26 protein-coding genes, 1 tRNA gene and 1 pseudogene are annotated in these 26,677 nt (G+C 53.9%); 11 read left to right on the top strand and 17 right to left on the bottom strand.

Features of this window, described 5'->3' with window-relative positions; genetic code table 11:
- Positions 1 to 110: 110 nt before the first annotated feature.
- The 5 genes from DFR77_RS04820 to arsC all read right to left on the bottom strand — a co-directional run bounded on the left by DFR77_RS04820 (position 111) and on the right by arsC (position 3,538).
- Positions 111 to 602, bottom strand: coding sequence for a GNAT family N-acetyltransferase (locus DFR77_RS04820; RefSeq protein ID WP_003688081.1), 492 nt, complete (start codon positions 600 to 602; stop codon positions 111 to 113).
- 3 nt (positions 603 to 605) lie between these two features.
- Positions 606 to 1,001 carry a hypothetical protein gene (locus DFR77_RS04815; RefSeq protein ID WP_003688080.1) on the bottom strand — a complete coding sequence of 132 codons (396 nt, stop codon included), beginning with the start codon at positions 999 to 1,001 and terminating at the stop codon, positions 606 to 608.
- Between the two features lie 20 nt (positions 1,002 to 1,021).
- Complete coding sequence (gene gltX, locus DFR77_RS04810) at positions 1,022 to 2,416, bottom strand: glutamate--tRNA ligase (protein WP_003692075.1); 1,395 nt, start codon at positions 2,414 to 2,416, stop codon at positions 1,022 to 1,024.
- A gap of 115 nt (positions 2,417 to 2,531) precedes the next feature.
- Entirely contained in the window at positions 2,532 to 3,188 is a 657-nt protein-coding gene (locus DFR77_RS04805; protein WP_002237424.1) for a YdcF family protein, read from the bottom strand.
- On the bottom strand, positions 3,185 to 3,538 hold the full coding sequence (gene arsC / locus DFR77_RS04800; RefSeq protein ID WP_003694491.1) for an arsenate reductase (glutaredoxin): 354 nt from the start codon (positions 3,536 to 3,538) through the stop codon (positions 3,185 to 3,187). The genes DFR77_RS04805 and arsC overlap by 4 nt, the downstream gene beginning before the upstream one ends.
- A 123-nt stretch (positions 3,539 to 3,661) precedes the next feature.
- Between arsC and DFR77_RS04795 the strand changes: the two genes are divergently transcribed.
- From DFR77_RS04795 to DFR77_RS04775, 4 genes are all read left to right on the top strand, one after another.
- Entirely contained in the window at positions 3,662 to 4,144 is a 483-nt protein-coding gene (locus DFR77_RS04795; RefSeq protein ID WP_003688077.1) for a TlpA disulfide reductase family protein, read from the top strand.
- A 193-nt stretch (positions 4,145 to 4,337) separates the two neighbouring features.
- Positions 4,338 to 4,988 carry a cell division ATP-binding protein FtsE gene (locus DFR77_RS04785; protein ID WP_017146947.1) on the top strand — a complete coding sequence of 217 codons (651 nt, stop codon included), beginning with the start codon at positions 4,338 to 4,340 and terminating at the stop codon, positions 4,986 to 4,988.
- On the top strand, positions 4,985 to 5,902 hold the full coding sequence (ftsX, locus tag DFR77_RS04780) for a permease-like cell division protein FtsX (protein WP_003688074.1): 918 nt from the start codon (positions 4,985 to 4,987) through the stop codon (positions 5,900 to 5,902). Before DFR77_RS04785 ends, ftsX begins: the two co-directional genes overlap by 4 nt.
- Before the next feature lie 92 nt (positions 5,903 to 5,994).
- Entirely contained in the window at positions 5,995 to 6,243 is a 249-nt protein-coding gene (locus DFR77_RS04775) for a BolA family protein (RefSeq protein WP_002247180.1), read from the top strand.
- Positions 6,244 to 6,294: 51 nt separating this feature from the next.
- Here DFR77_RS04775 and DFR77_RS04770 read toward each other — a convergent pair whose 3' ends face one another.
- The 8 genes from DFR77_RS04770 to DFR77_RS04735 form a co-directional block, all read right to left on the bottom strand.
- Positions 6,295 to 7,488 (bottom strand): phosphoglycerate kinase, encoded by a 1,194-nt coding sequence (locus DFR77_RS04770; protein ID WP_003699253.1) that lies wholly within the window; start codon positions 7,486 to 7,488, stop codon positions 6,295 to 6,297.
- 80 nt (positions 7,489 to 7,568) lie between these two features.
- Positions 7,569 to 8,822 carry a UDP-N-acetylglucosamine 1-carboxyvinyltransferase gene (gene murA, locus DFR77_RS04765; RefSeq protein WP_003688069.1) on the bottom strand — a complete coding sequence of 418 codons (1,254 nt, stop codon included), beginning with the start codon at positions 8,820 to 8,822 and terminating at the stop codon, positions 7,569 to 7,571.
- Between the two features lie 221 nt (positions 8,823 to 9,043).
- Positions 9,044 to 9,119 (bottom strand) — tRNA-Lys (locus tag DFR77_RS04760).
- A gap of 68 nt (positions 9,120 to 9,187) precedes the next feature.
- Positions 9,188 to 10,162: a TerC family protein gene (locus DFR77_RS04755; RefSeq protein WP_003688067.1), complete on the bottom strand. Its 975-nt coding sequence runs from the start codon at positions 10,160 to 10,162 to the stop codon at positions 9,188 to 9,190.
- 32 nt (positions 10,163 to 10,194) lie between these two features.
- Positions 10,195 to 10,644: a CopD family copper resistance protein gene (locus tag DFR77_RS04750; protein WP_003688065.1), complete on the bottom strand. Its 450-nt coding sequence runs from the start codon at positions 10,642 to 10,644 to the stop codon at positions 10,195 to 10,197.
- A 40-nt stretch (positions 10,645 to 10,684) separates the two neighbouring features.
- Complete coding sequence (gene waaA, locus DFR77_RS04745) at positions 10,685 to 11,956, bottom strand: lipid IV(A) 3-deoxy-D-manno-octulosonic acid transferase (protein ID WP_010355587.1); 1,272 nt, start codon at positions 11,954 to 11,956, stop codon at positions 10,685 to 10,687.
- Positions 11,957 to 12,018: 62 nt separating this feature from the next.
- Positions 12,019 to 13,467 (bottom strand): decarboxylating NADP(+)-dependent phosphogluconate dehydrogenase, encoded by a 1,449-nt coding sequence (gene gnd / locus DFR77_RS04740; RefSeq protein WP_003705185.1) that lies wholly within the window; start codon positions 13,465 to 13,467, stop codon positions 12,019 to 12,021.
- A gap of 79 nt (positions 13,468 to 13,546) precedes the next feature.
- Complete coding sequence (locus DFR77_RS04735) at positions 13,547 to 13,810, bottom strand: hypothetical protein (RefSeq protein WP_017147189.1); 264 nt, start codon at positions 13,808 to 13,810, stop codon at positions 13,547 to 13,549.
- Between the two features lie 687 nt (positions 13,811 to 14,497).
- Between DFR77_RS04735 and DFR77_RS14510 the strand changes: the two genes are divergently transcribed.
- The 3 genes and pseudogenes from DFR77_RS14510 (at position 14,498) to DFR77_RS04715 (ending at position 18,547) form a co-directional block, all read left to right on the top strand.
- On the top strand, positions 14,498 to 14,620 hold the full coding sequence (locus tag DFR77_RS14510) for a hypothetical protein (protein ID WP_346223243.1): 123 nt from the start codon (positions 14,498 to 14,500) through the stop codon (positions 14,618 to 14,620).
- Positions 14,599 to 17,610 (top strand): annotated as a pseudogene (pilC, locus tag DFR77_RS04730) (PilC family type IV pilus tip adhesin); the annotation flags it as partial. The gene DFR77_RS14510 and the pseudogene pilC, both read left to right, overlap by 22 nt.
- 652 nt (positions 17,611 to 18,262) lie before the next feature.
- Positions 18,263 to 18,547 (top strand): GIY-YIG nuclease family protein, encoded by a 285-nt coding sequence (locus tag DFR77_RS04715; RefSeq protein WP_003692093.1) that lies wholly within the window; start codon positions 18,263 to 18,265, stop codon positions 18,545 to 18,547.
- Between the two features lie 482 nt (positions 18,548 to 19,029).
- Here the strand turns inward: DFR77_RS04715 and yccS are convergent, their stop codons facing one another.
- The 3 genes from yccS to pilT all read right to left on the bottom strand — a co-directional run bounded on the left by yccS (position 19,030) and on the right by pilT (position 23,730).
- Positions 19,030 to 21,180 (bottom strand): YccS family putative transporter, encoded by a 2,151-nt coding sequence (yccS, locus tag DFR77_RS04705; RefSeq protein WP_003692098.1) that lies wholly within the window; start codon positions 21,178 to 21,180, stop codon positions 19,030 to 19,032.
- Positions 21,181 to 21,296: 116 nt separating this feature from the next.
- Positions 21,297 to 22,523, bottom strand: coding sequence for a PilT/PilU family type 4a pilus ATPase (locus tag DFR77_RS04700; RefSeq protein ID WP_003692100.1), 1,227 nt, complete (start codon positions 22,521 to 22,523; stop codon positions 21,297 to 21,299).
- Positions 22,524 to 22,686: 163 nt separating this feature from the next.
- The gene (gene pilT / locus DFR77_RS04695) at positions 22,687 to 23,730 is read right to left on the bottom strand and encodes a type IV pilus twitching motility protein PilT (protein ID WP_003690200.1); all 1,044 of its coding nucleotides are present in this window, start codon (positions 23,728 to 23,730) and stop codon (positions 22,687 to 22,689) included.
- Positions 23,731 to 23,849: 119 nt separating this feature from the next.
- Here pilT and DFR77_RS04690 point away from each other — a divergent pair, with 119 nt between their 5' ends.
- From DFR77_RS04690 to dksA, 4 genes are all read left to right on the top strand, one after another.
- Complete coding sequence (locus DFR77_RS04690; RefSeq protein WP_003699139.1) at positions 23,850 to 24,536, top strand: YggS family pyridoxal phosphate-dependent enzyme; 687 nt, start codon at positions 23,850 to 23,852, stop codon at positions 24,534 to 24,536.
- Positions 24,536 to 24,943: a hypothetical protein gene (locus DFR77_RS04685; protein ID WP_003690202.1), complete on the top strand. Its 408-nt coding sequence runs from the start codon at positions 24,536 to 24,538 to the stop codon at positions 24,941 to 24,943. Before DFR77_RS04690 ends, DFR77_RS04685 begins: the two co-directional genes overlap by 1 nt.
- A 30-nt stretch (positions 24,944 to 24,973) precedes the next feature.
- The gene (gene proC / locus DFR77_RS04680) at positions 24,974 to 25,783 is read left to right on the top strand and encodes a pyrroline-5-carboxylate reductase (protein ID WP_228369781.1); all 810 of its coding nucleotides are present in this window, start codon (positions 24,974 to 24,976) and stop codon (positions 25,781 to 25,783) included.
- Between the two features lie 148 nt (positions 25,784 to 25,931).
- Positions 25,932 to 26,348, top strand: a complete 417-nt coding sequence (gene dksA / locus DFR77_RS04675; RefSeq protein WP_003692108.1) for an RNA polymerase-binding protein DksA — start codon at positions 25,932 to 25,934, stop codon at positions 26,346 to 26,348.
- A 128-nt stretch (positions 26,349 to 26,476) separates the two neighbouring features.
- Here the strand turns inward: dksA and DFR77_RS13695 are convergent.
- A partial coding sequence (locus DFR77_RS13695) for a hypothetical protein (RefSeq protein WP_211305720.1) occupies positions 26,477 to 26,677 on the bottom strand: 201 nt, incomplete at its 5' end.

Below are 26,677 nucleotides of genomic sequence, written 5' to 3'. Positions count from 1 at the left end.
GGGGCGGGGCAACGCCGTACCGGTTTTTGTTAATCCACTATATCTGACAGGAAATTTCCAAACATAAAAAATGCCGTCCGAACAGCTCAGACGGCATCTGCCCATTCGGCTTAAACCTTATCCACATCCAAACGCATAACCGTAACCCATTCCCCGTTATGGAAATGTCGCCCGACAACCGCCCAGCCGAATGATTCATAAAATATTTGCACATCAGGCGTATAAAGATACAAGAACTTTATCCCCAGCGAACGCGCTGCGCCTATGCAGTGGGCGACCAGCCTCCTGCCAATGCCTTTTCCGCGATATTCAGGTAAAACAAAGACATCGCCCAACCAATATTCATACTGTGGAAAATTTTCCATATCATGCCGCTTGACTGCAGCCGAACCCAACAGGGTTCCGGAATCATCCACAGCCGCAAAAGCCAGCGGCAGTTCGTCATCCTTCAAACATCTGCCGTAATAGGCACGAATCTTATCCACGGAAGACCACGGTTCAAATCCGTGCCACTCCTCAAACAACGCCTGAACCAACCTGCCGATATGCCCGGCTTTCAGCCGTGTAATAAAAACAGTGTTGTCCACAAAGAGGGAATTCATCGGTCAATTCCCCCGACGCTTTCGTTCCCCTGCGCCGTAAACCGCATTCCAAGCATGGTCCAAACGCACTCCGATTTGCCTCATCTCTTCAGCCTGCCGGGCTTTTTGGGCCATTGCTGCAGGAATTTCCGCTTCCAAACGGGCGATGTCTGCCTGAGCCGCCTGCAAACGCCGGCGCGCATCTTCCAAATCCGACTGCATCCCGATGATTTTTCCGTCCAGATTGTTTTGCTTTTGCAGTAAAGCACGGTAACCGGATTGGATGCTGAGCAAATTGTCTTCCGCACCCCCTGCCCATACGCTTGTAGAAAAAACAAACATCAGAAAATACAATATTTTTTTCATGTTCAACTTCCGTCTGAATGCCGTCTGAAGCCGCATTCCGACATCAGACGGCATTGCCCGCACCTGTGGATAACTTAAGCACGGATGCGTTTCAACACTTCCTCTTTGCTGATTAATGCCAACACGGCATCGACGCTCGGGGTTTTTGCCGTACCGCAGACAGCAAGGCGCAGGGGCATACCGAGTTTGCCCATTTTGATGCCTTCTTCGTCGCAGAAAGGTTTGAAGAGGTTGTGAATGGCTTTGGCGTTCCAGTCTTCCAGCCCTTCGAGGCGTTCGGCGAAGCGCAGCATACGGGCGGCGGCTTCGTCGTCCCAGTGTTTGGCAACATCGGCTTCGGCAGGGACTTGTTTTTTGTAGAAATACAGGCATTCGTCTGCCAAGGCGTTCAAATCTTGGGCGCGGTCTTTGACCAGTGCCAACACGTCTTCCAACGCAGGTTTTTCGGTTTCATGAATATCGCGCAGCGCAAGGCGCGGTTTGACGAGTTCGGTAAGTTTGCCGTCGGGTGTGATTTTGATGTGTTCGCCGTTGATCCAATAGAGCTTTTTCAAATCCATACGGCTTGGGGACGGGGAAACGTCTTTCAAATCAAACCATTCGATGAATTGTTCCGTCGTGAAAAACTCATCGTCGCCGTGCGCCCAGCCCAAACGCGCCAAATAGTTGAGCATCGCTTCGGGCAGAATGCCCATTGCGCCGAAATCGGTAATGGCGACGGTATCGCCGCTGCGTTTGGAAATTTTTTTGCCTTGTTCGTTGAGAATCATCGGCAGATGCCCGTATTCGGGCAGGTTCGCGCCGATGGCTTTCAAGATGTTGATTTGTTTCGGGGTATTGTTCACATGGTCGTCCCCGCGGATAATGTGGGTAACGCCCATGTCGTAGTCGTCTACCACGGCGCAGAAGTTGTAGGTCGGCGTACCGTCGGCGCGGGCAATAATCAGGTCGTCTAGGGCTTCGTTGGGGATGGAGATTTCGCCTTTGACCAAGTCTGTCCATTTGGTAACGCCGTCCAAAGGCGTTTTGAAGCGGACGACGGGTTGCACGCCTGCAGGAATTTCGGGCAGGGTTTTGCCTGCTTCCGGCCGCCAGCGGCGGTCGTAAGTCGCCGTGCCTTCTTTTTCGGCTTTCTCGCGCATCGCTTCCAATTCTTCTTTGCTGCAATAGCAGTAGTAGGCATCGCCTTTTGCCAAGAGTTCGGCAATGACTTCTTTATAACGGTCGAAACGGCGGGTTTGGTACACCACGTTGTCGGCGTTGTCGTAATCGAGACCGACCCATTTCATGCCGCCAAGGATGATGTTGACGGATTCGGCGGTGGAACGTGCCAAGTCGGTGTCTTCGATACGCAATAAAAATTCGCCTTTATGATGGCGGGCAAACGCCCACGAAAACAAGGCGGTGCGAACGCCGCCGATGTGCAGGTAACCGGTGGGGCTGGGGGCGAAACGGGTTTTGACGGTCATAATGGCTCCGAAATCTTTGAAAGCGTTTATTTTACTGTTTTTACCGTGCTTAGGCATCAAAAATGCCGTCCGAACCCTGCCTGCGGATAAGTTTCAGACGGCATTTTCTACCGCCTCAATCAGACAGCCATCCCAAAAAGCGGCTGCCCCATTTTTCCAAACGGTAGAGGGATAACGCATACCCCTCTTGCAGCATAAAGATTTTTTTCTTATTTCCCGCATCAAACCGCGTGGTCGGCGTGGCAGACATATAAACGCGGACACCCAAATCCTCCGCCATTTCCGCCGCCCGCGCCAAATGGTAGGGATCGCTGACAATCACCACGCTGGCAATACCGTTGGCACGCAAAACCGGACGGATGTTGTTCAGGTTTTCATAAGTGTTGCGCGAAGTGTTTTCAAACAGGATGTTGCGCGCCGGAACCCCCTGTTTGAGCGCGTACCGCCGCCCGACCTCGGCTTCGGTCATATAGCCTTTTTTGGTTCGCCCTCCCGTAAACACGATTTTGCCTACCCTGCGGCTTTGGTAAAGCGCGATGGCGTGGTTGATGCGTTCCCGAAAAACCGGGGAAGGGCGTTTGTCCCACGCGGCTGCGCCCAACACCAGCGCGGCATCCGCCCGGACATACGGCGGCAAAACCTGCCCGCCCGTCCGATAAACCGCCCAAACGGATGAGGCAAACACCAGCAAAAGCGGAAAAACACTCAAACAGAAACCGCCCAACAGGTAATAGCGCAAGCCGTTGCGGCTGCAAAACAGCCGTTTGTTCACAATACCGCTTCGATATTTTCCAACGGTCTGCCGACAGCCGCCTTACCGTTTGCCAAAACAATCGGACGCTCCAACAGGGCGGGATGATCGGCGATGGCACGCAGCAGCGCGTCATTGTCCAAATCGGGGTTGTCCAAACCCAATTCCTTGTACAAATCATCTTTCACGCGCATCATCCCGCGCGCCGATTCCAAGCCCAATTTGTTGAAAATATCCTTCAATTCGGACAAGTCGGGCGGCGTATCCAAATATTTGACCACTTCGGCAGCAATGCCGCGTTCTTCCAATAGGGACACGGCGGCACGCGATTTGCTGCAACGCGGATTGTGGAAAATTTTGATTTCAGACATGACATTTCCCTACTTCTCGACAATCCCCTTATTATCGGCTTACGCAGGGTTTTACTCAATACCCCGCCTCCAACCGTACCAAACGGTTTACAATACCCGAATCGACATACAAAGGACAAAACGATGAAACGCTTGAATCTCGCCGCAATCGCCCTTGCCGCCACATTTGCCGCACATACCGCCTCGGCAGACGAACTGGCCGGATGGAAAGACAATACCCCGCAAAACCTGCAATCGCTCAAAGCCCCCGTCCGCATCGCCAACCTATGGGCGACTTGGTGCGGTCCGTGTCGAAAAGAGATGCCCGCCATGTCCAAATGGTACAAAGCGCAGAAAAAAGGCAGCGTCGATATGGTCGGCATCGCGCTCGACACATCCGACAATATCGGCAACTTTCTCAAGCAGACCCCGGTCAGCTACCCGATTTGGCGTTACACCGGGGCGAACAGCCGAAACTTTATGAAATCCTACGGAAACAATGTCGGCGTACTGCCCTTTACCGTCGTCGAAGCCCCGAAATGCGGATACAGGCAGACCATTACAGGAGAGGTGAACGAGAAAAGCCTGACCGAAGCCGTCAAACTCGCCCATTCAAAATGCCGTTAAACGCCGGATGCTGTCTGAAGCCGCTTCAGACGGCATTTTCCCGCCCGGCCTTCGGTATCCGCCAAACTTATCCACTATCTAAAAACAGGCGGAATCTTTATAATCGGTACTGTCTTACCTATTGTTCAGACGGCATATCCCTGCGGACGCAACCGCCCGAAACGATATGCCGCCCTTCCTTACAGGACCTCCTATGATCCGTTTCGAACAAGTTTCCAAAACCTATCCCGGCGGTTTTGAAGCCCTGAAAAACGTCAGCTTCCAAATCAACAAAGGCGAGATGATTTTTATCGCGGGACACTCCGGTTCGGGCAAATCCACCGTCCTCAAGCTGATTTCGGGCATCACCAAGCCGAGCATGGGCAAAGTCCTGTGTAACGGACAGGACCTCGGCACATTGTCCGACAACCAAATCGGCTTTATGCGCCAACACATCGGCATCGTGTTCCAAGACCACAAAATCCTCAACGACCGCAATGTCCTGCAAAACGTCATCCTGCCCCTGCGGATTATCGGCTATCCGCCGCGCAAAGCCGAAGAACGCGCCCGCATCGCCATCGAAAAAGTCGGCTTGAAAGGACGAGAATTGGACGATCCCGTAACCCTCTCGGGCGGTGAACAACAACGCCTGTGCATCGCCCGCGCCGTCGTCCACCAGCCCGGCCTGCTGATTGCCGACGAACCCTCCGCCAACCTCGACCGTGCCTACGCGCTCGATATTATGGAATTGTTCAAAACCTTCCACGAAGCGGGAACCACCGTCATCGTCGCCGCACATGACGAAACCCTGATGGCGGACTACGGACACCGCATCCTGCGCCTCTCGAAAGGACGACTCGCATGAGCATCATCCACTACTTCTCGCTGCACGTCGAATCCGCGCGCTCCGCACTCAAACAGCTTCTGCGCCAACCCTTCGGCACACTGCTTACCCTCATAATGCTTGCCGTCGCGATGACCCTGCCGCTGTTTATGTATCTGGGCATCCAAAGCGGGCAAAGCGTGTTGGGCAAACTCAACGAGTCGCCGCAAATCACCGTCTATATGGAAACCGCCGCCGCACAAAGCGACAGCGATACCGTACGCAGCCTGCTGACGCGCGATAAACGGCTCGACAACATCCGCTTCATCGGCAAGGAAGACGGTTTGGCGGAATTACAGTCCAACCTCGACCAAAATCTGATTTCCATGCTTGACGGCAACCCCCTGCCGGATGTCTTTATCGTTACCCCCGACCCGGCAACCACGCCCGCCCAAATGCAGGCAATCTACCGGGACATTACCAAGCTGCCTATGGTCGAATCCGCGTCTATGGATACCGAATGGGTGCAAACGCTGTACCAAATCAACGAGTTCATCCGCAAAATCTTATGGTTTCTTTCCCTGACGCTGGGTATGGCTTTCGTCCTTGTCGCACACAACACCATCCGACTGCAAATCCTCAGCCGCAAAGAAGAAATCGAAATCACCAAACTCCTGGGTGCGCCCGCGTCGTTTATCCGCCGCCCCTTCCTTTATCAGGCTATGTGGCAGAGTATCTTCTCCGCCGCCGTCAGCTTAGGGCTTTGCGGTTGGCTGCTCTCTGCCGTGCGCCCCTTGGTCGATGCCATCTTCAAACCCTACGGCTTGAACATCGGCTGGCGTTTCTTCTACGTCGGCGAACTCGGGCTGGTGTTCGGCTTCGTCATCGCGTTGGGCGTATTCGGCGCGTGGCTTGCCACCACACAACACCTGCTCTGCTTCAAAGCCAAAAAATAAAACACCGTCAAAAATTCCGTCTGAAGCCGTTTTCAGACGGAATTTCGATTTGCCAGTATAATGGCGCATTTCCCCAATAAGGACTCCCCACTATGCTGACACCCGAACAAGTCAAGGCCCTGATTGCAGGCGTGGCAAAATGCGAACACATCGAAGTAGAAGGCGACGGACACCATTTTTTCGCCGTCATCGTTTCATCAGAATTTGAAGGCAAGGCACGCCTCGCGCGCCACCGCCTGATTAAAGACGGACTCAAAGCCCAACTGGAAAGCAACGAACTGCACGCACTTTCCATTTCGGTTGCCGCCACTCCGGCGGAATGGGCTGCCAAAGCACAATAACCGCCACACAAAAATGCCGTCTGAAACCATTTCGTTTCAGACGGCATTTTTTTATATCAAACCGTTTACTCGCCGCGTTTTTTCCAAAGCGGCTACGGCAGGCAGCTCTTTGCCTTCCAAGAACTCAAGGAACGCGCCGCCGCCGGTGGAGATGTAGCCGATTTGTTCGGTAACGCCGAATTTGGCAATCGCCGCCAGCGTGTCGCCGCCGCCCGCAATCGAGAACGCTTTGCTTTGGGCGATGGCTTCGGCAAGGGCTTTCGTGCCGCCTGCGAATTGATCGAACTCGAACACGCCGACCGGCCCGTTCCAAACGACCGTACCGGCGGCTTTAAGCAAATCGGCAAGCGCGGCGGCGGATTTCGGGCCGATGTCCAAAATCATCTCGTCTTCGGCAACGTCGGCGATGTCTTTTACCACCGCTTCGGCATCGGCGGCAAAGGCTTTGGCAACGACGACATCGGTCGGCAGCGGCACAGAACCGCCTTTGGCCGCCATTTTCGCCATAATTTTTTTGGATTCTTCCACCAAATCATGTTCCGCCAGCGATTTACCGATGGCTTTGCCTTCTGCCAACAGGAATGTGTTGGCGATGCCGCCGCCGACGATAAGCTGATCGACTTTGTCCGCCAACGATTCGAGGATGGTCAGCTTGGTGGACACTTTGCTGCCGGCAACAATCGCCACCATCGGGCGCGCGGGCTGTTTCAGGGCTTTGCCCAAAGCGTCGAGTTCGCCCGCCATCAATACGCCGGCGCAGGCGACGGGCGCGGCTTGGGCAACGGCTTCGGTCGAAGCTTGGGCGCGGTGTGCGGTGCCGAACGCATCATTGACGAACACGTCGCACAAGGCGGCGTAGGCTTTGCCCAGTTCTAAATCGTTTTTCTTCTCGCCTTTGTTGATACGCACGTTTTGCAACATCACGACATCGCCCGCGTTCAAAGCCGGTTTGTTTTCGCGCCAGTCGTTCAATACTTTCACGTCTTTGCCCAACAGGCCGCCCAAGTGCGCGGCAACGGGCGCAACGTCGTCTTCGGGGTGGAACTCGCCTTCGGTCGGGCGGCCCAAGTGGGTCATCACAATAACGGACGCGCCGTTGTCCAAGCAGTATTTGACGGACGCGAGCGAGGCGCGGATACGGGTGTCGTCGCTGATTTTGCCGCCTTTGAACGGCACGTTCATATCGGCGCGGATGAGGACGGTTTTGCCCCGCACGTTTTGTTCGGTCAGTTTTAAAAATGCCATAATCAGTCCTTTTCAATCAGTGTTTGCGATACAGAAACAATTGATGCCGCCTGAAGCCTTCAGACGGCATCGCAACCCGATCAGCCGGATACGCGCTCGATGTTCGCACCGACGCTGCCGAGTTTTTTTTCAATATTTTCATAACCGCGATCCAAGTGGTAAATCCGTTCGACCACGGTTTCGCCGCGCGCCGCCAAACCGGCGATAACGAGGCTGGCGGACGCGCGCAAATCCGTCGCCTTGACGACCGCGCCGGAAAGCCGTTCCACACCCTGCACAAATGCCGTATTGCCCTCGGTTGTAATGTTCGCCCCCATCCGGTTCAACTCCGGAACGTGCATAAAGCGGTTTTCAAAAATCGTTTCCACCACGCGGCAGCTTCCTTCCGCCACAGCATTCAATGCCATAAACTGCGCCTGCATATCCGTGGGGAAGCCGGGATGGACGACCGTGCGGATGTCCACCGCCTTCGGACGCTGCCGCATATCGATGGCGATCCAATCGTCGCCCGCTTCAATCACCGCACCTGCCTCGACCAGTTTGTCCAACACCACTTCCATCGTTTTCGGGGCGGCATTCCGCAAAACCACCCTGCCGCCGGTTATCGCCACCGCACACAGGAACGTCCCCGCTTCAATCCGGTCGGGGACGACGCTGTGTTCGCAGCCGTACAGCTCGCCCGCACCTTCCACAATCATGGTCGATGTTCCGATGCCGCTGATTTTCGCGCCCATTTTGACCAGGCATTCCGCCAAATCGACCACTTCAGGCTCGATGGCGCAGTTTTCCAAAACCGTCGTACCTTCCGCCAGCGTCGCCGCCATCAGCAGGTTTTCCGTACCGCCGACGGTAACGACATCCATCGCCACGCGCGCACCTTTGAGTTTGCCTTTGGCTTTGACGTAACCGTGTTCGATGGCGATTTCCGCCCCCATCGCTTCCAAGCCTTTCAAATGCTGATTGACGGGGCGCGAACCGATGGCGCAGCCGCCCGGCAGGCTGACTTGCGCCTCGCCGAAACGCGCCAGCGTCGGGCCAAGCACCAAAATCGAAGCGCGCATCGTCCGAACCAATTCGTAAGGGGCGCAGGTATTGTTGACCGTACCGCCGTTGATTTCAAATTCGCTGATATTGTCGGTCAGAACGCGCGCGCCCATGCCCTGAAGCAGCTTTTGCGTGGTTGCGACATCTGCCAGCATAGGGACGTTTTTCAGGCGCAACGTACCCGATGTCAGCAAACCCGCGCACATCAGCGGCAATGCCGCGTTTTTCGCGCCCGAGACCGTTATTTCCCCGTTGAGCGGGCCGTTTGCGGAGATTTTCAGTTTGTCCACGTTTGTTCCCTCCTGGTGGGTACTTGCTAATATTTCAATACTCGGGACAATGCATAAAGCATCACCCGATGAAGGTTGCAGAGGCGGAATTATAAGGGATTTTCGGGAAAAATACGGAAGCCGCACCAAAGAATTTGACGAAATGCCGCGCTTTCCGAACAAGGATTGTCGGAAAACAAAAAAAAAGCCGAGTTTTGAAAACTCAGCTTTTTTGCTTTACCTGGTGGGTCGTGAGCGATTCGAACGCTCGACCAACGGATTAAAAGTCCGCTGCTCTACCGACTGAGCTAACGACCCGAAAACTTTGAAAGTCTATACATCAAGCCTGATGCTGTCAACCATTTTGTCGGCGTTCAGACGGCGTTTTATTTATCAGGCTGTTTTTTCGTATAAATTAACGAGGTCAGTATCGATGCACCCAACGCGCCGAACACGACCGACAGCGAAACGGAAATCGGGATGTGTACCCAATGCATCACCAGCATTTTCACACCGATAAAACCCAACACGAATGCCAAGCCGTATTTCAGGAAGATAAAGCGTTCCGCCACATCCGCCAGCAGGAAATACATCGCCCGCAAACCCAAAATAGCGAAAATATTGGAAGTCAGCACGATAAACGGATCGGTGGTAACGGCAAAGACGGCGGGGATACTGTCCACGGCAAAAACGACATCGCTCAATTCAATCATAATCAGCACCAAAAACAGCGGCGTGGCGATTTTTTTGCCATTCTCGACGGTAAAAAATTTCTCGCCGTGAAACGCCGTGCCGACCGGAACGACTTTCTTGACGGCATTCAGCAGCCTGCTGTTTGCCAAATCCTCTTCCTCATCTCCTTCGGGCTTCATCATGTGTATGCCGGTATAGAGCAGGAACGCGCCGAACAGATACAGAATCCACTCGAACTGCCGAACCAGTGCCGCGCCGACGAAAATCATGACGGTGCGCAATACCAATGCGCCCAATACGCCGTACAGCAGCACGCGGTGTTGAAACTGCGGTGCGACTTTGAAGTAGCCGAATATCATCAGGAACACGAAAATATTGTCGACTGCCAACGATTTTTCCAAAATGTAGCCGGTAAAGAATTCCAATACTTTTTCTTTTGCGGCTGCCGCGCCGTAGCCGGGATTGCCGGCGAGTTCGAAATACAGCCAGCCTGCGAACAGGCAGGATACGGCAACCCACAAGCCGCTCCATGCCAAGGTTTCTTTGATGCCGACTTTATGGCTGCCGTTTTTCTTCAGCGAAAACATATCCAAGGCAATCATGACCAGCACTGCCGCAAAAAAAACGCCGTAAAACAACGGCGACCCGATGCCGGGATATTCTGTCATGGTTCAATCTCCTGATTTGAAATGTAGTTGTGTTACCAGCTGATATAAAACATCGCTTTTGCCAAAAAGACAATCAGCAGCATATGGGTAAAGACGACGGCGTGTATGTATTTCGACCAGCCGACCGTCAGCGTGGAACGCGCCATTTTGACGACGGCGATGGCGAAGTGCGCCAACACGCTGAACGCCAACAGGATTTTCAACGTCAGCATCGTACCGAAGGAAGTGGCAAACGGTTCGCCCGATATAGGAAGGTAGCGGTTTGCCGCCATCACGATGCCGCTGGCGAACAGCAGTCCGACCGCAAACGGCATCACCCTGACGGCGCGGTAAGACATTGCCTTTTCCACTTCGCGCCGCGCCTCGCGCGACACCCGTCCCGTATGCAGGACGGACAAAACCAGCACTTCAAAAAACACGCCGCCGACAAAGGCGGTGGCGCAATACAGGTGGATGATGTGCGCGACGGCATAAATACTCATACGATGCTCCAACCGGAAAACTCGGATACGGATTGTATCACTATCGCCCCCGATGTCCGCATACCGCTTCCCGCACCGCCTCGGCGATTCTCGCGCCCGCTCCGCGATGTTGTGCGATAAAGCCGTCCACGCGCGCCTGCATCTGCATTCCGCCCCCCTCGCCAGATAAGGTTTTTTCAACGGCTTCACGCCACGCGTCCGCCGATTCGACTTGAACCGCCGCACCCGATGCCAAGGCGTGCCGGCAGGCTTCGGAAAAATTGTAGGTCGAAAAGCCGAATATCGTCGTAACGCCGCAGGAAAGCGGTTCGATGATGTTCTGACAGCCCGAACCGACCAGACTGCCGCCGACAAAAGCGACATCGGCGCACAGGTAATACGCATACAGCTCGCCCATACTGTCGCCTACCCACACCTGCGTATCGGGTTCGACCGGCAAACCGTCGCTGCGCCGCTGAACCTTAAACCCGAAGCGTTTCGCCGTTTCAAATGTCGTCTGAAAATGCTCGGGATGGCGCGGCACGACGGCCAGCAGGGCATCGCCGCGATATTGTTGCCACGCCGCCAGCAGTTTTTCCGCCTCGTCTTCGCCCCGATAAACGCGCGTGCTGCCGCACACGGCAACCGGCCGGCCTCCGATGCGTTTTTCAAACTGCCCCGCCAGCGTTTTCATGTCTTCAGACGGCATCAGGTCGTATTTGGTATTGCCGCACACCTGCACGGATGCCGCGCCCAATTTCGCCAACCGCGCCGCATCCGCCTCCGTCTGCGCCAGACAGCCCGTCAGCGAAGCGGCTGCGGGACGGATCAGGCGGCGGACTTTCAGATAACCGTTCAGCGATTTTTCCGACAGCCGCGCATTCGCCAAAAACAGCGGCACACCCGCTCGCCGGCATTCCTTCATCAGATTGGGCCAGATTTCGGTTTCCATCAAAATGCCGAACATCGGGCGGTGTTCGCGCAAAAACTGCCGTACCCACGTTTTTTTGTCATACGGAAGATAGCGGCATTGCGCATCGGGAAACAGAACTTGCGCGGTTTCCCGTCCCGTCGGGGTCATCTGCGTCATCAGCAGCGGCGCATCGGGAAAACGCCGCCGCAACTCGCGTATCAAGGGCTGGGCGGCACGCGTTTCTCCGACCGAAACGGCGTGTATCCAAACCGCGCCGGTAACGGGATTCGGATGCGGCTTGCCGAAACGCTCGTCCCTATGCGCCCGGTATGCCGGGGCACTTCCGGAGCGTTTGTCCAAATAACGCCGTATCCATATCGGCGCAAGCAGCCACAATACATCATAAAGCCATTGGAACATCTTTCTATTTCCTGCAAAACAAATGCCGTCCGAACGGTTCGGACGGCATTTCGGCAACGGAATCAAATATCGTAGGTTGTCGAAGCGGTATCTCCGCCCTTGCCCGTCCAGTTGGTATGGAAAAATTCGCCGCGCGGTTTGTCGGTGCGCTCGTAAGTGTGCGCGCCGAAGTAGTCGCGCTGTGCCTGCAAGAGGTTGGCAGGCAGGCGTTCGGTCGTATAGCCGTCCAAGAACGTAATCGCCGAAGCCATGCAGGGCATAGGGATGCCGCATTCGACCGCCTTGGCAACCACCTTGCGCCATGCAGGCAGGCAGTTTTCCAAAATATTTTTGAAATACGGATCCGCACCCAAGAACACCAAATCGGGATTGGCCTCATACGCGTCGCGGATATTGCCCAAAAACGCGCTGCGGATGATGCAGCCTTCGCGCCACAGCAGCGCAGTGTTGCCGTAGTCCAAACCCCAGCCGTAACTTTCGCCCGCTTCGCGGATCAACATAAAGCCTTGTGCGTAGGAAATGATTTTGGAGGCAAGCAAAGCCTGTCTCAACGCCTCGACCCATTCTTGTTTGCCGCCTTCGACGGGCGTGGCGGTTCGGGCGAACAGCCTGCCGGTCTGCACGCGCTGTTCTTTGAACGACGAAACACAGCGGGCGAATACGGCTTCGGAAATCAGCGTCAGCGGAATGCCCAAATCCAAGGCATTGATGCCCGTCCATTTGCCCGTGCCTTTTTGCCCTGCCGTATCGAGGATTTTCTCGGCCAGCGGTTCGCCGCCTTCGTCCTTATAGCCCAAAATTGCCGCTGTGATTTCAATCAGATAAGAATCCAGCTCGGTTTTGTTCCACTCGGCAAACACGCGGTGCATTTCGTCGTAGGACAGCCCCAAACCGTCTTTCATAAACTGGTACGCTTCGCAAATCAGCTGCATATCGCCGTATTCGATGCCGTTGTGCACCATTTTGACAAAATGTCCCGCGCCATCCTTGCCGACCCAGTCGCAACACGGTTCGCCCTGCGGCGTTTTGGCGGCAATCGCCTGGAAAATCGGCTTGACCGCTTCCCAAGCGCGCTTATCCCCGCCCGGCATGATGGACGGCCCGCGCCGCGCGCCTTCTTCGCCGCCGGATACCCCCGCGCCGACAAACAAAATCCCTTTTCCGGCAAGGTAATGTGTCCGCCGTGTCGTGTCGGGGTAATTGGCATTGCCGCCGTCGATAATGATGTCGCCTTCTTCCAACAGCGGAAGCAGTTGTTCGACAAAGTCGTCAACCACCGAACCTGCGCGAACCATCATCATGATTTTTCTCGGTTTTGCCAGCTTATCGACCAAGTCTTGCAGGGAATACGCGCCGATAATGCCCGTCTCTTTTGCCGCACCGTTTAAAAATTCGTCCACTTTACCGATTGTCCGGTTGTAGGCGACAACCTTAAATCCGCAATCGTTCATATTCAAAATCAGGTTTTGCCCCATAACCGCCAAACCGATTACGCCAATATCGCCTTTCATTGCAGGAAGCTCCGTTATAGATTTAATTTATCGGCTGCAACTCTACCTGATTTACACTTGTTTAACAATCCTTAACTTTTTAATTTTTTGAAAAGATGCCTTTACGCTTTGCCGTGCCGTTTCCCTGAAGGGTTATAAATAAAATATAAGGTTTAAATAATAAAACGATGATTATATTGATATGGGGAATTTTCTGTGGGTAACTTTTTTTTATTTTTAAAATCATCTGAATTGCCGTTTTAAAAGGGTGTCGGTAAGGAGGATTCCCTTTTGTGCATACCTGTGGATTGTTTTTCGTGGGGAATAAGTTTTGTGGATAGTTTGCTTGTTGTGCGGACGACATCCCGCTTTTCTTTACCGAATGGCTGCCGGTGCCTTTAAGAACGGGAATGCTGTGGATATTTAAGCCGGAAATGTGTTTGGAACTTGTGGGGATGAAAAGGTGTCGGCGCGAATGTCTTTTTTTCTGCATATTGGCAGAGTGTGTATCCGAGTTTGTGCATAAGTGGTGGAGAAAATAAGATTTTTGAGTAAATCTTATGATATTTCAATAAGATGGCTTTTGTCTGGTTGTGTATAAGCATAGCGGATTAACAAAGATCAGGACAAGGCGGCGGGCCGCAGGCAGTACAAATGGTACGGAACCGATCCGCCCGGTGCTTGGGCGCCTTAGGGAACCGTTCCCTTTGAGTCGGGGCGGGGCAACGCCGTACCGGTTTTTGTTAATCCGCTATAAAAGGCGGGCTATAGGGTAGGCTTCATCCCGCCAATCTCACTGAATCCGTCAATTTCCGCAATTCAATTAAATACCGTCAAACCGATGCCGTCATTCCCGCGCAGGCGGGAATCCGGACCGGTCGGGCATCTGCGGCGGTTTGCTAAAAAACGCTTTACCGTGATAAGTGCGCAAAGTTAAAATGGGGAGGTAAGCTTTTCAATCAGCAATCCGGCGGGCGCGGAATCGGGCGGTTTACCGAACCCCGGCGTTCGCGGCGCGCCGTCCCGCGAAGGCAAACTTAAGGAATAAAATATGAATAAAACTTTGAAAAGGCAGGTTTTCCGCCATACCGCGCTTTATACCGCCATCTTGATGTTTTCCCATACCGGCGGGGGGGGGGGCAGGCGCAAGCCCGTGACTACGCTATTGTCATGAACGGGCAAAACCAGCCCGAGGTAAGGTCGAATGTGCCATCTTCAATAAAGGACAAAGACAGGAAGCGCGAATATACTCATCATAGGAACAAAACAGGAGGAGGCTCTGTCTCATTCGACAATAGCGATACCCTTGTTTCCCAACAAAGCGGTATTGTCGTTTTTGGCACAGCCACCTACCTGCCGCCCTACGGCAAGGTTTCCGGCTTTGATACCGCCGAGCTGAACAAGCGCGGCAATGCCGTCAATTGGATTCATACCACCCGGCCCGGGCTGGCAGGCTACAGCTACGCCGATGTCATATGCAGAGACATCACAGGCTGTCCCCAACTTGTCTATGAGACCAAATTTGCCTTCGGTCAACAAGGGTTGCAAAGAAAGGGCAACAAGCTGGATATATACGAAGACAAAAGCCGCGAAAATTCGCCCATTTACAAATTGAAGGATCATCCCTGGTTGGGCGTGTCTTTCAATTTGGGCAGCGAGAATACCGTCAAAAATAGCAAATCATTCAACAAATTGATATCTTCTTTTAGTGAAGACAATAATAATCAAACCATCGTCTCTACGACACGAGACCACCCTATTTCCCTTGGCGACCAGCAGCGCGAACATACCGCCGTGGCCTATTATCTGAACGCCAAACTGCACCTGCTGGATAAAAAACAGATTGAAAATATCGCGCCAGGCAAAACAGTGGATTTGGGCACCTTGAGACCGCGCGTCGAGACGATAAGACGAGGCTTTCTAAGTTATTGGGCTTCGTGGAAGATTGAAGATAAAGGGAACATTACAGTCCGCCTCGGCCTGCCGGAAGTCAAAGCAGGCCGCTGCATCAACGAACCGAACCCCAATCCCAAATCCAAAGCCCTTTCGCCGGCACTGACCGCCCCCGCGTTGTGGTTCGGACCTGGGCAAGATGGTAAGGCGGAGATGTATTCCGCTTCGGTTTCCACCTACCCCGACAGTTCGAGCAGCCGCATCTACCTTCAAAATCTGAAAAGAAAAACCGAACACGGCAAACCCGGCCGCTATTCCCTCAAATCTTTGAATGATGGTGAGATTAAAAGTCGACAGCCGAGTTTCAACGGGCGGCAAACAATCATCCGATTGGATGACGGCGTACATTTGATCAGACTGAGTAGAAGCAAGGATGAGGTCATCGATTTTGTCAATTTAAATGGAAACAACACCGGCAAAAACGACACTTTCGGCATTGTTAAGGAAGCGAACGTCAATCTTGAAGCCGACGAGTGGAAAAAAGTGCTGCTGCCTTGGACGGTTCGGGGTCCCGATAATGACAATAAATTTAAATTAATTAACCAAAAACCAGACAAATACAGCCAAAGATACCGCATCCGCGACAACAACGGCAATCGCGATTTGGGCGACATCGTCAACAGCCCGATAACGGCGGTCGGCGGGTATCTGGCAACCGCCGCGAACGACGGGATGGTGCATATCTTCAAAAAAAACGGCGGCAGTGATGAACGCAGCTACAATCTGAAGCTCAGCTACATCCCCGGAACGATGCCGCGCCAAGATTTTGATAACGACACTTCCGCTCTCAATGACTCCACCCTCGCCAAAGAGCTGCGCGCCTTTGCCGAAAAAGGCTATGTGGGCGACCGCTACGGCGTGGACGGCGGCTTTGTCTTGCGCCAAGTCGAACTGAGCGGGCAAAAACACGTGTTTATGTTCGGCGCAATGGGCCTTGGCGGCAGGGGCGCGTATGCCTTGGATTTAAGCAAAATCAACGAAAATTATCCGGCCGCCGCTCCCCTGTTTGATGTCAAAAATGGCGATAATAACGGCAAAAACGGCAAAAATCGCGTGGAAGTGGAATTAGGCTACACCGTCGGCACGCCGCAAATCGGCAAAATCCGCAACGGCAAATACGCCGCCTTCCTCGCCTCCGGTTATGCGGCTAAAGATATTGACAGCCAAGAAAATAAAACCGCGCTGTATGTATATGATTTGAAAGACACCTTAGGTACGCCGATTACAAAAATCGATGTGCCCGGCGGCAAAGGCGGGCTTTCGTCCCCCACGCTGGTGGATAAAGATTTGGACGGCATTGTCGATATCGCCTATGCCGGCGACCGGGGCGGGAATATGTACCGCTTTGATTTGAGCGGCGACAATCCGTCCAAATGGACTGTACGCACTATTTTCCAAGGCACAAAACCGATTACTTCCGCGCCCGCCGTTTCCCGACTGAAAGACAAACGCGTCGTCATCTTCGGTACGGGCAGCGATTTGACCGAAGATGATGTACTGAATACGGACGAACAATATATTTACGGCATCTTCGACGACGATAAGGCGGCGAATAATGTAAATGCAAGCCGCGGCGTTTTGGGGAGCGGGCTGCTCGAGCAAAACCTTACGCAGGAAAATAAAACATTATTCCTGAACAAGAGATCCGACGGTTCGGGCAGCAAGGGCTGGGCGGTGAAATTGACAGGCGGACAACGCGTTACCGTCAAACCGACCGTGGTATTGCGTACCGCCTTTGTCACCATCCGCAGCTATACGGGCGCGGACAAATGTGGCGCGCAAACCGCCATTTTGGGCATCAATACCGCCGACGGCGGCGCATTGACTCCGAGAAGCGCGCGCCCGATTGTGCCGGATCACAATTCGGTTGCGCAATATTCCGGCCATAAGAAAACCGCCGGCGGCAAGTCCGTCCCCATAGGCTGCATGTGGAAAAACAGCAAAACCGTCTGCCCGAACGGATATGTTTACGACAAACCGGTTAATGTGCGTTACCTGGATGAAACGGAAACAGACGGATTTTCAACGACGGCGGACGGCGATGCGGGCGGCAGCGGTATAGACCCCGCCGGCAGGCGTCCCGGCAAAAACAACCGCTGCTTCTCCAAAAAAGGTGTGCGCACCCTGCTGATGAACGATTTGGACAGCTTGGATATTACCGGCCCGATGTGCGGTATCAAACGCTTAAGCTGGCGCGAAGTCTTCTTCTGACCCGCCTGCGCGGCCGGTTTTTCCGCAAATGCCGTCCGAAAGGCCTTCGGACGGCATTTTTTTGCGTTTTTCGGGAGGGGGCGGCAAATGAAACGCGTCATTCCCGCGCAGGCGGGAATCTAGACATTCAATGCTAAGGCAATTTATCGGGAATGACTGAAACTCAAAAAAAACCGGATTCCCACTTTCGTGGGAATGACGGGATTAGAGTTTCAAAATTTATTCTAAATAGCTGAAACTCAACGCACCGGATTCCCGCCTGCGCGGGAATGACGAAGTGGAAGTTACCCGAAACTTAAAACAAGCGAAACCGAACGAACCGGATTCCCACTTTCGTGGGAATGACGAATTTTAGGTTTCTGATTTTGGTTTTCTGTTTTCGTGGGAATGATGAAATTTTGAGTTTTAGGAATTTATCGGAAAAAACAGAAACCGCTCCGCCGTCATTCCCGCTCAGGCGGGAATCTAGAACGTGGGACAACAGCAATATTCAAAGGTTAGCTGAAGCTTTAGAGATTCTGGATTCCCGCTTTCGCGGGAATGACGAAGAGTTGCGGGAATGATGGAAAGCTATGGGGATAACGAAGGGTTAAAGTAATCACTGGATGGTGTTCGCGGGAATATAAATTTAAATAATTCAAAAGGGTATTATATGCAGCCTGCGGTTTATATTTTAGCAAGCCAACGTAATGGCACGTTATACATTGGCGTTACATCTGATTTGGTGCAACGTATTTACCAACATAGGGAGCATTTGATTGAAGGATTTACATCACGGTACAACGTTACTATGCCGGTTTGGTATGAACTGCATCCTACGATGGAGAGCGCAATTACTCGGGAAAAACAGTTGAAGAAATGGAACAGGGCTTGGAAATTGCAACTGATTGAAGAAAATAATGTTTCTTGGCGGGATTTATGGTTTGATATTATTTAGCCCGTCATTCCCGCTCAGGCGGGAATCCGGCTTGTTCGGTTTCGGTTTTTTTTGAGGTTTCGGGCAACTTCTAAACCGTCATTCCCGCACAGGCGGGAATCTAGAACGTAAAATCTAAAGAAACCGTTTTACCCGATAAGTTTCTGTGCCGACAGACCTAGATTCCCACTTTCGTGGGAATGACGGGATTTGAGATTGCGGCATTTATCGGAAAAAACAGAAACCGCTCCGCCGTCATTCCCGCGCAGGCGGGAATCTAGACATTCAATGCTAAGGCAATTTATCGGGAATGACTGAAACTCAAAAAAACCGGATTCCCACTTTCGTGGGAATGACGGGATTTTAGGTTTCTGATTTTGGTTTTCTGTTTTTGAGGGAATGACGGTTCAGTTGCTACGCATTTACCCTGCGCAAAGCCTTATCCACTATCTTGCAACCTGCCTGACAATCCGCCCCCCCCTTTACAAAATGCCGAAATTTTTTCAGGCTGCGTTTTGGGGCTGCCTGTGCGGAATTTGTCGGTAGGCGCGGTAGTAGGGTTCGAGTTGCCGGGCGATGAGTTGGAGCTGTTGGAGGAGGATGTGGCTTTGTGTTCCGCTGCTGCGGGTGCGGAGGGTGCCGAGTTCGCCGCGCAGTGTATCCAATGCCGTCTGAAAGTCGTCGGGTCCCATGTCGGGCAGGTGTTGGAAGATGTGGGCGGTGTGTTCGGCGGCAAGGTGGAACTGTGCGGTAAAGTCGGGGCTGCATTCTTCGTGCATTTCGCTGCGGTATGCGCCGAGGGCGGAGATGTAGCCGGTCAGGGCGTAGCCGGTTTTGAGCAGGGTAAAGCCGGGTTGCAGGCTGTCGGCGAATTTTGCGGGTTCGCTGCTCATGTCGGAAAGGGTGCTGCTGAGGGCGGCGGTGTGTTCGTGGGCGCGGCGGCGGGTGATGCGGTATTCTATGTCGTCGCCGGTTTCGCCGGTTTTGAGGCGTTCGGCAATTTTTTGGAGGTATGTGCCGCTGCTGCATACGGCAAGGGCGGCGGTGCGTTCGAGCGTGAGGTATTTCCAGTCTGGCCACAGGTAGCTGACCGCCGCCCAGGCAAGGGATGCGCCGATAATGGTGTCGATGATGCGCACGGGCATGGCGGCGTATACGTCCAAACCTGCGAGGGAGAGGCTGGTCAGTGCCTGAATGGTGATGAAGAAGGTGGAGAAACTGTATTTGTAGGTGCGGGTCATGAAAAAGAGGGTGGTACCGGCGATGACGATCCAGAGTTTGGTTTCGACGGAGGGGGTGAAGTAGGGGACGAGCGAGCCGACGATTACGCCGAGTACGGTGCCGGCGATGCGTTGGTACACGCGGCTTTTGGTGGCGGTGTAGTTGGGTTGGCAGACGAAAAGGGCGGTCAGCAGTATCCAGTAGCCGAGGTTGAGGTTGAGGGCTTCGACGATGGTGCAGGCGGCGGCAACGACGAGGGACAGGCGGACGGCATGGCGGAATACGTCTGATTCGAGGTTCAGCTGCGGACGGATTGCCTGCCAGGTGTTTTTGAAGCTGCCGGTTTCGAGGGCGGCGATGCGGGTGTCGCCCATGCGGTCGTTTTCGGCGGGGGAGTCGCTGTGTCGGAGTTGGCGGAACTGCTGGTCGACGCTGCCGAGGTTGTCGAGAAGGCGGCTCAGGTGGCGGATGTCGGGACTGTCGTTGCCGTCTGAAAGGAGGCGCAGCGATTGGCGGCAGCCTTCGATGGCGCGTCCGAGGCGTTTGCTGTAAACGTAGTCTTTGCTTGCGCGCAGGGCTTGTGCGGTGTTGCGGCAGGCTTGTCCCTGCATTTCGAGCAGGCGGTGGATGCGGAAGATGATGTCGGTGTTTTTGAATTTTTCGGACATCTCTTGGTAGTCGACGTGGGCGGAGCTGATGCGTTCGTGGATGTCTTGGGCGGCGAAGTAGTAGCGCAGCATTTTGGCGGTGCGCGGGTGGCGGTGTTTGCCGCGCAAACGGTAAAACAGGGCGGAACGGCATTGGTTGAAGGCGGTGATGACGCCGGTGTTGCTCATGGCGAGGTCGATGTGGCGGTTGCCTATCCAGGCTGCCTCATCGGGGTCGAAGAAGTCGGCTTTGGCTTCGAGGTAGCCGCCGAGTGCTTCGTAGGCGTTGGCGACGCTTTCTTGGACGGGGCGGTGGGGCAGGATGATTTGGAACAGGATGATGGCGGTGCTGTACAGTACGGTGCCGCATAAAATCATGAAGGGGTTGGTCAGCCAGTAGGTTTCGGGGGTGTAGGTAAGCGTGGTGTAGGTGGCGACGGCGAGTGCGCCGAAGGCGAAGGTGCGGTATTTCAGCCCGACCGCGCCTAAAATGGTAAAGCCGAAGGTCATCAGGGTCATGGCGAGGATGAAGGGCAGCCCTGTGCCGAGGGTGCTTTGCGCCGTGAGCGAGGAGAGGGTAAACAGGGCGACGGTGGCGATGATGTTTTTCAGCCGTCCGGTCAGGCGGTTGTCCAAATCGACCAGGCCGCCGGCGATGATGCCGAGTACGAAGGGCATGGCGAGCTTGGGTTCGCCTAGCTGCCAGACGATGGAGGCGGCGGTAAAGACACTGGCGAAAACGGGAAGCGAGGTAATGAGCAGAGGCTTGAGGAGTGGGGTTTTCATGGTTTTACCGGTTTATTGTTATGAAGTGAATAAAGTGTGGCACATGAATGGGGCGGATAAAATCATGCCGTCTGAAAACGGGGATGCGGTTTTCAGACGGCATTGGGTTTTGCGGATCAGGAAATGAGGTTGAGACCGTTGACCCTGTCGTAAAGGAGTTCGGGCGTTTTGCCTTCTTTGTGCAGTTGGATGTGCAATCGCAGGTTGTTGGCGGAAACGGACTGGCGCAGGGCTTCTTCGTAACTGATGATGCCGTGACGGTACAGTTCGAAAAGGTTTTGGTCCATCGTCTGCATTCCGTCGGTTTTGGCGGTTTCCATGATTTTACTGATGTTCATCAGGTCGCCCTTCAGGATGAAGTCCTGGATGGCGGGCGTGTTGATGAGCAAGTCGACAACCGCCGTCCTGCCCGTTTTGTCTTTTTTGAGGGCGAGGCGTTGGCAGATGATGCCGGTCAGATTGAGGGCGATGTCAATCAGTATTTGGTTGTGCTGTTCTTTGGGGTAGAAGTTGAGTATGCGTTCGAGCGACTGCGGCGCGGTGTTGGCGTGGAGCGTAAAAATGCACAGGTGGCCGGTTTGGGCGAGCTGCATCGCGTATTCCATACTTTCCCTGCTGCGGACTTCGCCGATACAGACCACGTCTGGGGATTGGCGCATAGCGTTTTGTACCGCCGTCTGCCAGTTTATGGTGTCGACGCCGATTTCGCGCTGGGTAAAGATGCAGCGGCGCGGTTTGTAGATAAACTCAATCGGGTCTTCGATGGTAACGATATGGCCGGGCAGGGTTTTGTTGCGGTGTTCGAGCATAGTCGCCATCGTGGTGGATTTGCCCGAACCGGTAGGCCCGACGATAATCAGCAGCCCGCGCGGTGCGACGGCGAGGTCTTTGAGTTTTTCGGGCAAGCCCAATTCCCGCATTTGCGGGATGACGTGGTTGATGCGCCGCAAAACCAAACCTGCGCTGCCTTGGCTGTAGTAGGCGTTGGCGCGGTAGCGCGTGCCGCTGCGCGATTGGACGGAGTAGTTGATTTCGCCGTCGCGCCGGAATATTTCCGATTGTTCGGCGTTCATCGTCGATGCGGCGATGGCGGCGGTTTCCTCGCCCGTCAGAGCCTTTTGCGGCTGCGGGGTTAATGCGCTGTTGATTTTCAACGAGGGCGGGAATCCTTTGCTGATAAGGATGTCGGACGCGTTTTGTGCTTCTGCGGTTTCGCACAGGCGGTCGAGCAGCGGGTGGAAGTGTGTGCCGATTTCGGCCGGGGTTTCGGATCGGCTTTGTTTTTTTTGAGAATACACTTGAACCGTTTCGTCCAAGATGTCGTGCAGGTTATCGGTATTCATCGTTAGCTTCTTTTCGGTTTAAGCCTTGCAGTTTGCGGCGGCAGGTTTCAACAGGAAGGCGGACGCTTCCTGTTCGGAAGGGTATGCCGGGCGGGATGCCGCGTCCCGCCCCGCGTGTTTGCGCCTTGTTTTCCCGCCGGCATGGCCGGAAGGCGGTTGTGTGTCAGAAACTCATACTTTCGCTGTTTTGCGCGCGTCTGCGTGCGGCTTCCGGTGCGATCAGCCCTTGGCGCACCAGCGATTGCAGCGATTGGTCCATCGTCTGCATACCGCTCGCCTGCCCGGTTTGCAGGACGGAGTTAATCTGCGTGATTTTGTTTTCGCGGATGAGGTTGCGGACGGCGGGGTTGGCAATCAGGATTTCGTGCGAGGCGACACGGCCGTTGCCGTCGTGCGTTTTCAGCAGGTTTTGGGAGATGACGGCGGTCAGCGATTCGGACAGCATGGAACGCACCATTTCTTTCTCTCCGGCGGGGAATACGTCCACGATACGGTCGACGGTTTTTGCCGCGCCGGTCGTGTGCAGCGTGCCGAAAACCAAGTGTCCGGTTTCGGCGGCGGTCAGTGCCAAGCCGATGGTTTCGGGGTCGCGCATCTCGCCGACAAGGATAACGTCGGGGTCTTCGCGCAATGCGGAACTCAGCGCGTTGGCGAAGCTGAGGGTGTGCTGGTGCAGCTCGCGTTGGTTAATCAGGGATTTTTTGCTTTGGTGGACGAATTCGATCGGGTCTTCGATGGTCAGGATGTGTGCCGGCTGGGTTTCGTTGATGTAGTTGATCATCGCGGCAAGCGTGGTCGATTTGCCCGAACCGGTAGGGCCGGTAACCAATACCATGCCGCGCGGCGATTCTGCGATTTTTTGGAAAATGCTCGGGGCTTTCAATTCTTCCAGCGATAAGACGGTGCTGGGAATGGTGCGGAATACGGCGGCGGGGCCGCGGCCGGTGTTGAAGGCGTTGACGCGGAATCGGGCGACGTTGGGCAGTTCGAACGAGAAGTCGACTTCCAAGTTTTGCTGGTAGATTTTCCGCTGGTGGTCGTTCATCACCGAAGTTACCATATTGCCGACCTCTTCCGCGCTCATTTCGGGAAGGTTGATGCGCCGCATGTCGCCGTGAACCCGAATCATAGGGGATATGCCCGAACTCAGGTGAAGGTCGGATGCTTTGTTTTTAGCGCCGAAGGCGAGTAAGTCGGTAATCTGCATAATGCGGCTCTGTTTAGTATAATGTTTCGATTGGTTGGAATGATTCTAACAACCTTGATTATACCGCCCTGACTGGAGGGGTTTCAACTGTTTAATCATTTTTAATTAGGGGATGATCTATGACGGTGTTGCAAGAACGTTATCGTGAGGTGTCCGACCGTATCGGAAAATTGGTTCTGCAGGCGGGCAGGGAGCCGCATTCCGTCGGCCTGATTGCCGTCAGCAAGACCTTCCCTTCAGACGGCATCCGCGAAGTTTACGCTGCCGGACAGCGTGATTTCGGCGAGAACTATATTCAGGAGTGGTACGGCAAAACGGAGGAATTGGCGGATTTGACCGACATCGTGTGGCACGTCATCGGAGATGTGCAGTCCAACAAAACCAAATTTGTCGCCGAACGCGCGCATTGGGTGCATACCGTATGCCGTCTGAAGACCGCCGTCCGGCTGAGCAGGCAGCGTCGCTCCTTAATGCCGCCCTTGCAGGTGTGTGTCGAGGTGAACATTGCGGGCGAGGCGGCAAAACACGGTGTCGCGCCCGAAGAAGCGGTCGCGCTTGCCGTGGAAGTGGCGAAGCTGCCCAACCTTGTCGTGCGCGGACTGATGTGCGTTGCCAAAGCCAACAGCAGTGAAACGGAGTTGAAAACTCAGTTTCAGACCATGCAAAAGCTGCTTGCCGACCTCAATGCGGCTGGCGTTAAGGCGGACGTGCTGTCTATGGGGATGTCGGACGATATGCCTGCCGCCATTGAGTGCGGTGCGACACACGTCCGTATCGGCAGCGCGATTTTCGGGAAAAGGGGCTGATGGAAATTCGGGTAATAAAATATACGGCAACGGCTGCGTTGTTTGCATTTACGGTTGCAGGCTGCCGGCTGGCGGGGTGGTATGAGTGTTCGTCCTTGTCCGGCTGGTGTAAGCCGAGAAAACCTGCCGCCATCGATTTTTGGGATATTGGCGGCGAGAGTCCGCTGTCTTTAGAGGACTACGAGATACCGCTTTCAGACGGCAATCGTTCCGTCAGGGCAAACGAATATGAATCCGCGCAAAAATCTTACTTTTATAGGAAAATAGGGAAGTTTGAAGCCTGCGGGTTGGATTGGCGTACGCGTGACGGCAAACCTTTGGTTGAGAGGTTCAAACAGGAAGGTTTCGACTGTTTGGAAAAGCAGGGGTTGCGGCGCAACGGCCTGTCCGAGCGCGTCCGATGGTAAAAAATTGGGAATGAATTTAGTAAGGTAATTTTGAATAGGGTAGAAATAATGAATGTTTATTTTCTCGGCGGCGGAAATATGGCGGCTGCCGTTGCGGGCGGATTGGTCAAACAAGGGGGATACCGCATCCATATAGCCAACCGTGGTGCGGAAAAGCGCGAACGTTTGGGAAAAGAGTTGGGGGTCGAAACTTCGGCAACCCTGCCGGAGCTTCATTCCGACGATGTTTTAATCCTTGCCGTCAAACCGCAGGATATGGAAGCCGCGTGCAAAAATATCCGCACCAACGGCGCATTGGTGCTTTCTGTCGCAGCCGGATTGTCGGTCGGTACGCTCAGCCGTTACCTCGGGGGAAGCCGCCGCATTGTCCGGGTTATGCCGAATACACCCGGAAAAATCGGGCTGGGCGTATCCGGTATGTATGCCGAAGCGGAAGTATCGGAAACAGACCGCAGGATTGCCGATCGAATCATGAAATCAGTCGGTTTGACCGTTTGGTTGGAAGATGAAGCGCAAATGCACAGCATTACCGGCATCAGCGGCAGCGGGCCGGCTTATGTGTTTTATCTGCTGGACGCATTGCAAAATGCCGCCATCCGACAAGGGTTTGATATGGCAGAAGCACGCGCGCTCAGTCTGGCAACGTTTAAAGGAGCGGTTGCCCTTGCCGAGCAGACGGGTGAAGATTTCGAGAAGCTTCAAAAAAATGTAACGTCAAAAGGCGGGACAACCCACGAAGCCGTGGAAGCCTTCAGACGGCATCGTGTCGCCGAAGCCATAAGTGAGGGCGTTTGTGCCTGTGTGTGCCGTTCGCAGGAAATGGAACGGCAATATCAATAATGTAAAGAAAATAAAAAAACCAATCCAAAACGTGTTATGATGCGCGTTTTCAAAAACGCCTTAGGCAATAAGCCTTATAAAAATCAAAGGAATAAAGCCACTTTGTAGTGCTTTGTTTTTTTTGCGGTGAACCGAGAGGGCATACATTATGGTAAAGCTGACAGAACAAGATATTTTGAATTGGATTGGGCCGGAAGACGATTATATGAATGACGACCATTTGGCTTTTTTCCGCGAATTGCTGGTAAAAATGCAAGACGAACTCATCGAAAACGCCTCCGTTACAACAGGGCATCTCCAAGAACACGAATCAGCCCCCGATCCTGCCGACCGTGCCACACAGGAAGAAGAGTACGCATTGGAACTCCGTACCCGGGATCGGGAACGAAAACTTCTCAGTAAAATACAGGCGACCATCCGCAATATTGATGAAGGGGACTATGGATTCTGTGCCGATACGGGAGAACCTATCGGCCTGAAGCGGCTGCTGGCACGCCCGACAGCCACTTTATCCGTTGAGGCCCAAGAACGCCGAGAGAGGATGAAGAAACAGTTTGCCGACTGATGGAGGCAAACAAAATGCCGTCTGAAGCCCCGAGTTTCAGGCGGCATATTCACAAAGGCGCATCAGCCGGAGGAGAAGAGGAGGGGGGTTGTTGGAGGCGGCGCAGCGTTTGGCGGAGATAAAAAACCTTATCCGACAGCGACATGACGAATTTCCCCAAAAAAATCCCGCTGAAAGTATTGACTGTTTTCCCCTGCGGGCGTATAGTTCGGTTCTTCGCCGCTGCCGAAGCGGCGGACGAACTGAAAAGTATAGCACGGAATGTCGGAAATATCGAGAGATATCTTAGACAGGCGGAAGGAATACTTTATAATTTCGCAACGCTCTTT

The organism is Neisseria gonorrhoeae, assembly GCF_003315235.1.
Taxonomy (GTDB): domain Bacteria; phylum Pseudomonadota; class Gammaproteobacteria; order Burkholderiales; family Neisseriaceae; genus Neisseria; species Neisseria gonorrhoeae.
Note: the sequence above shows the minus strand (reverse complement) of the source record. Positions and strands in the feature narration are given on the sequence as shown.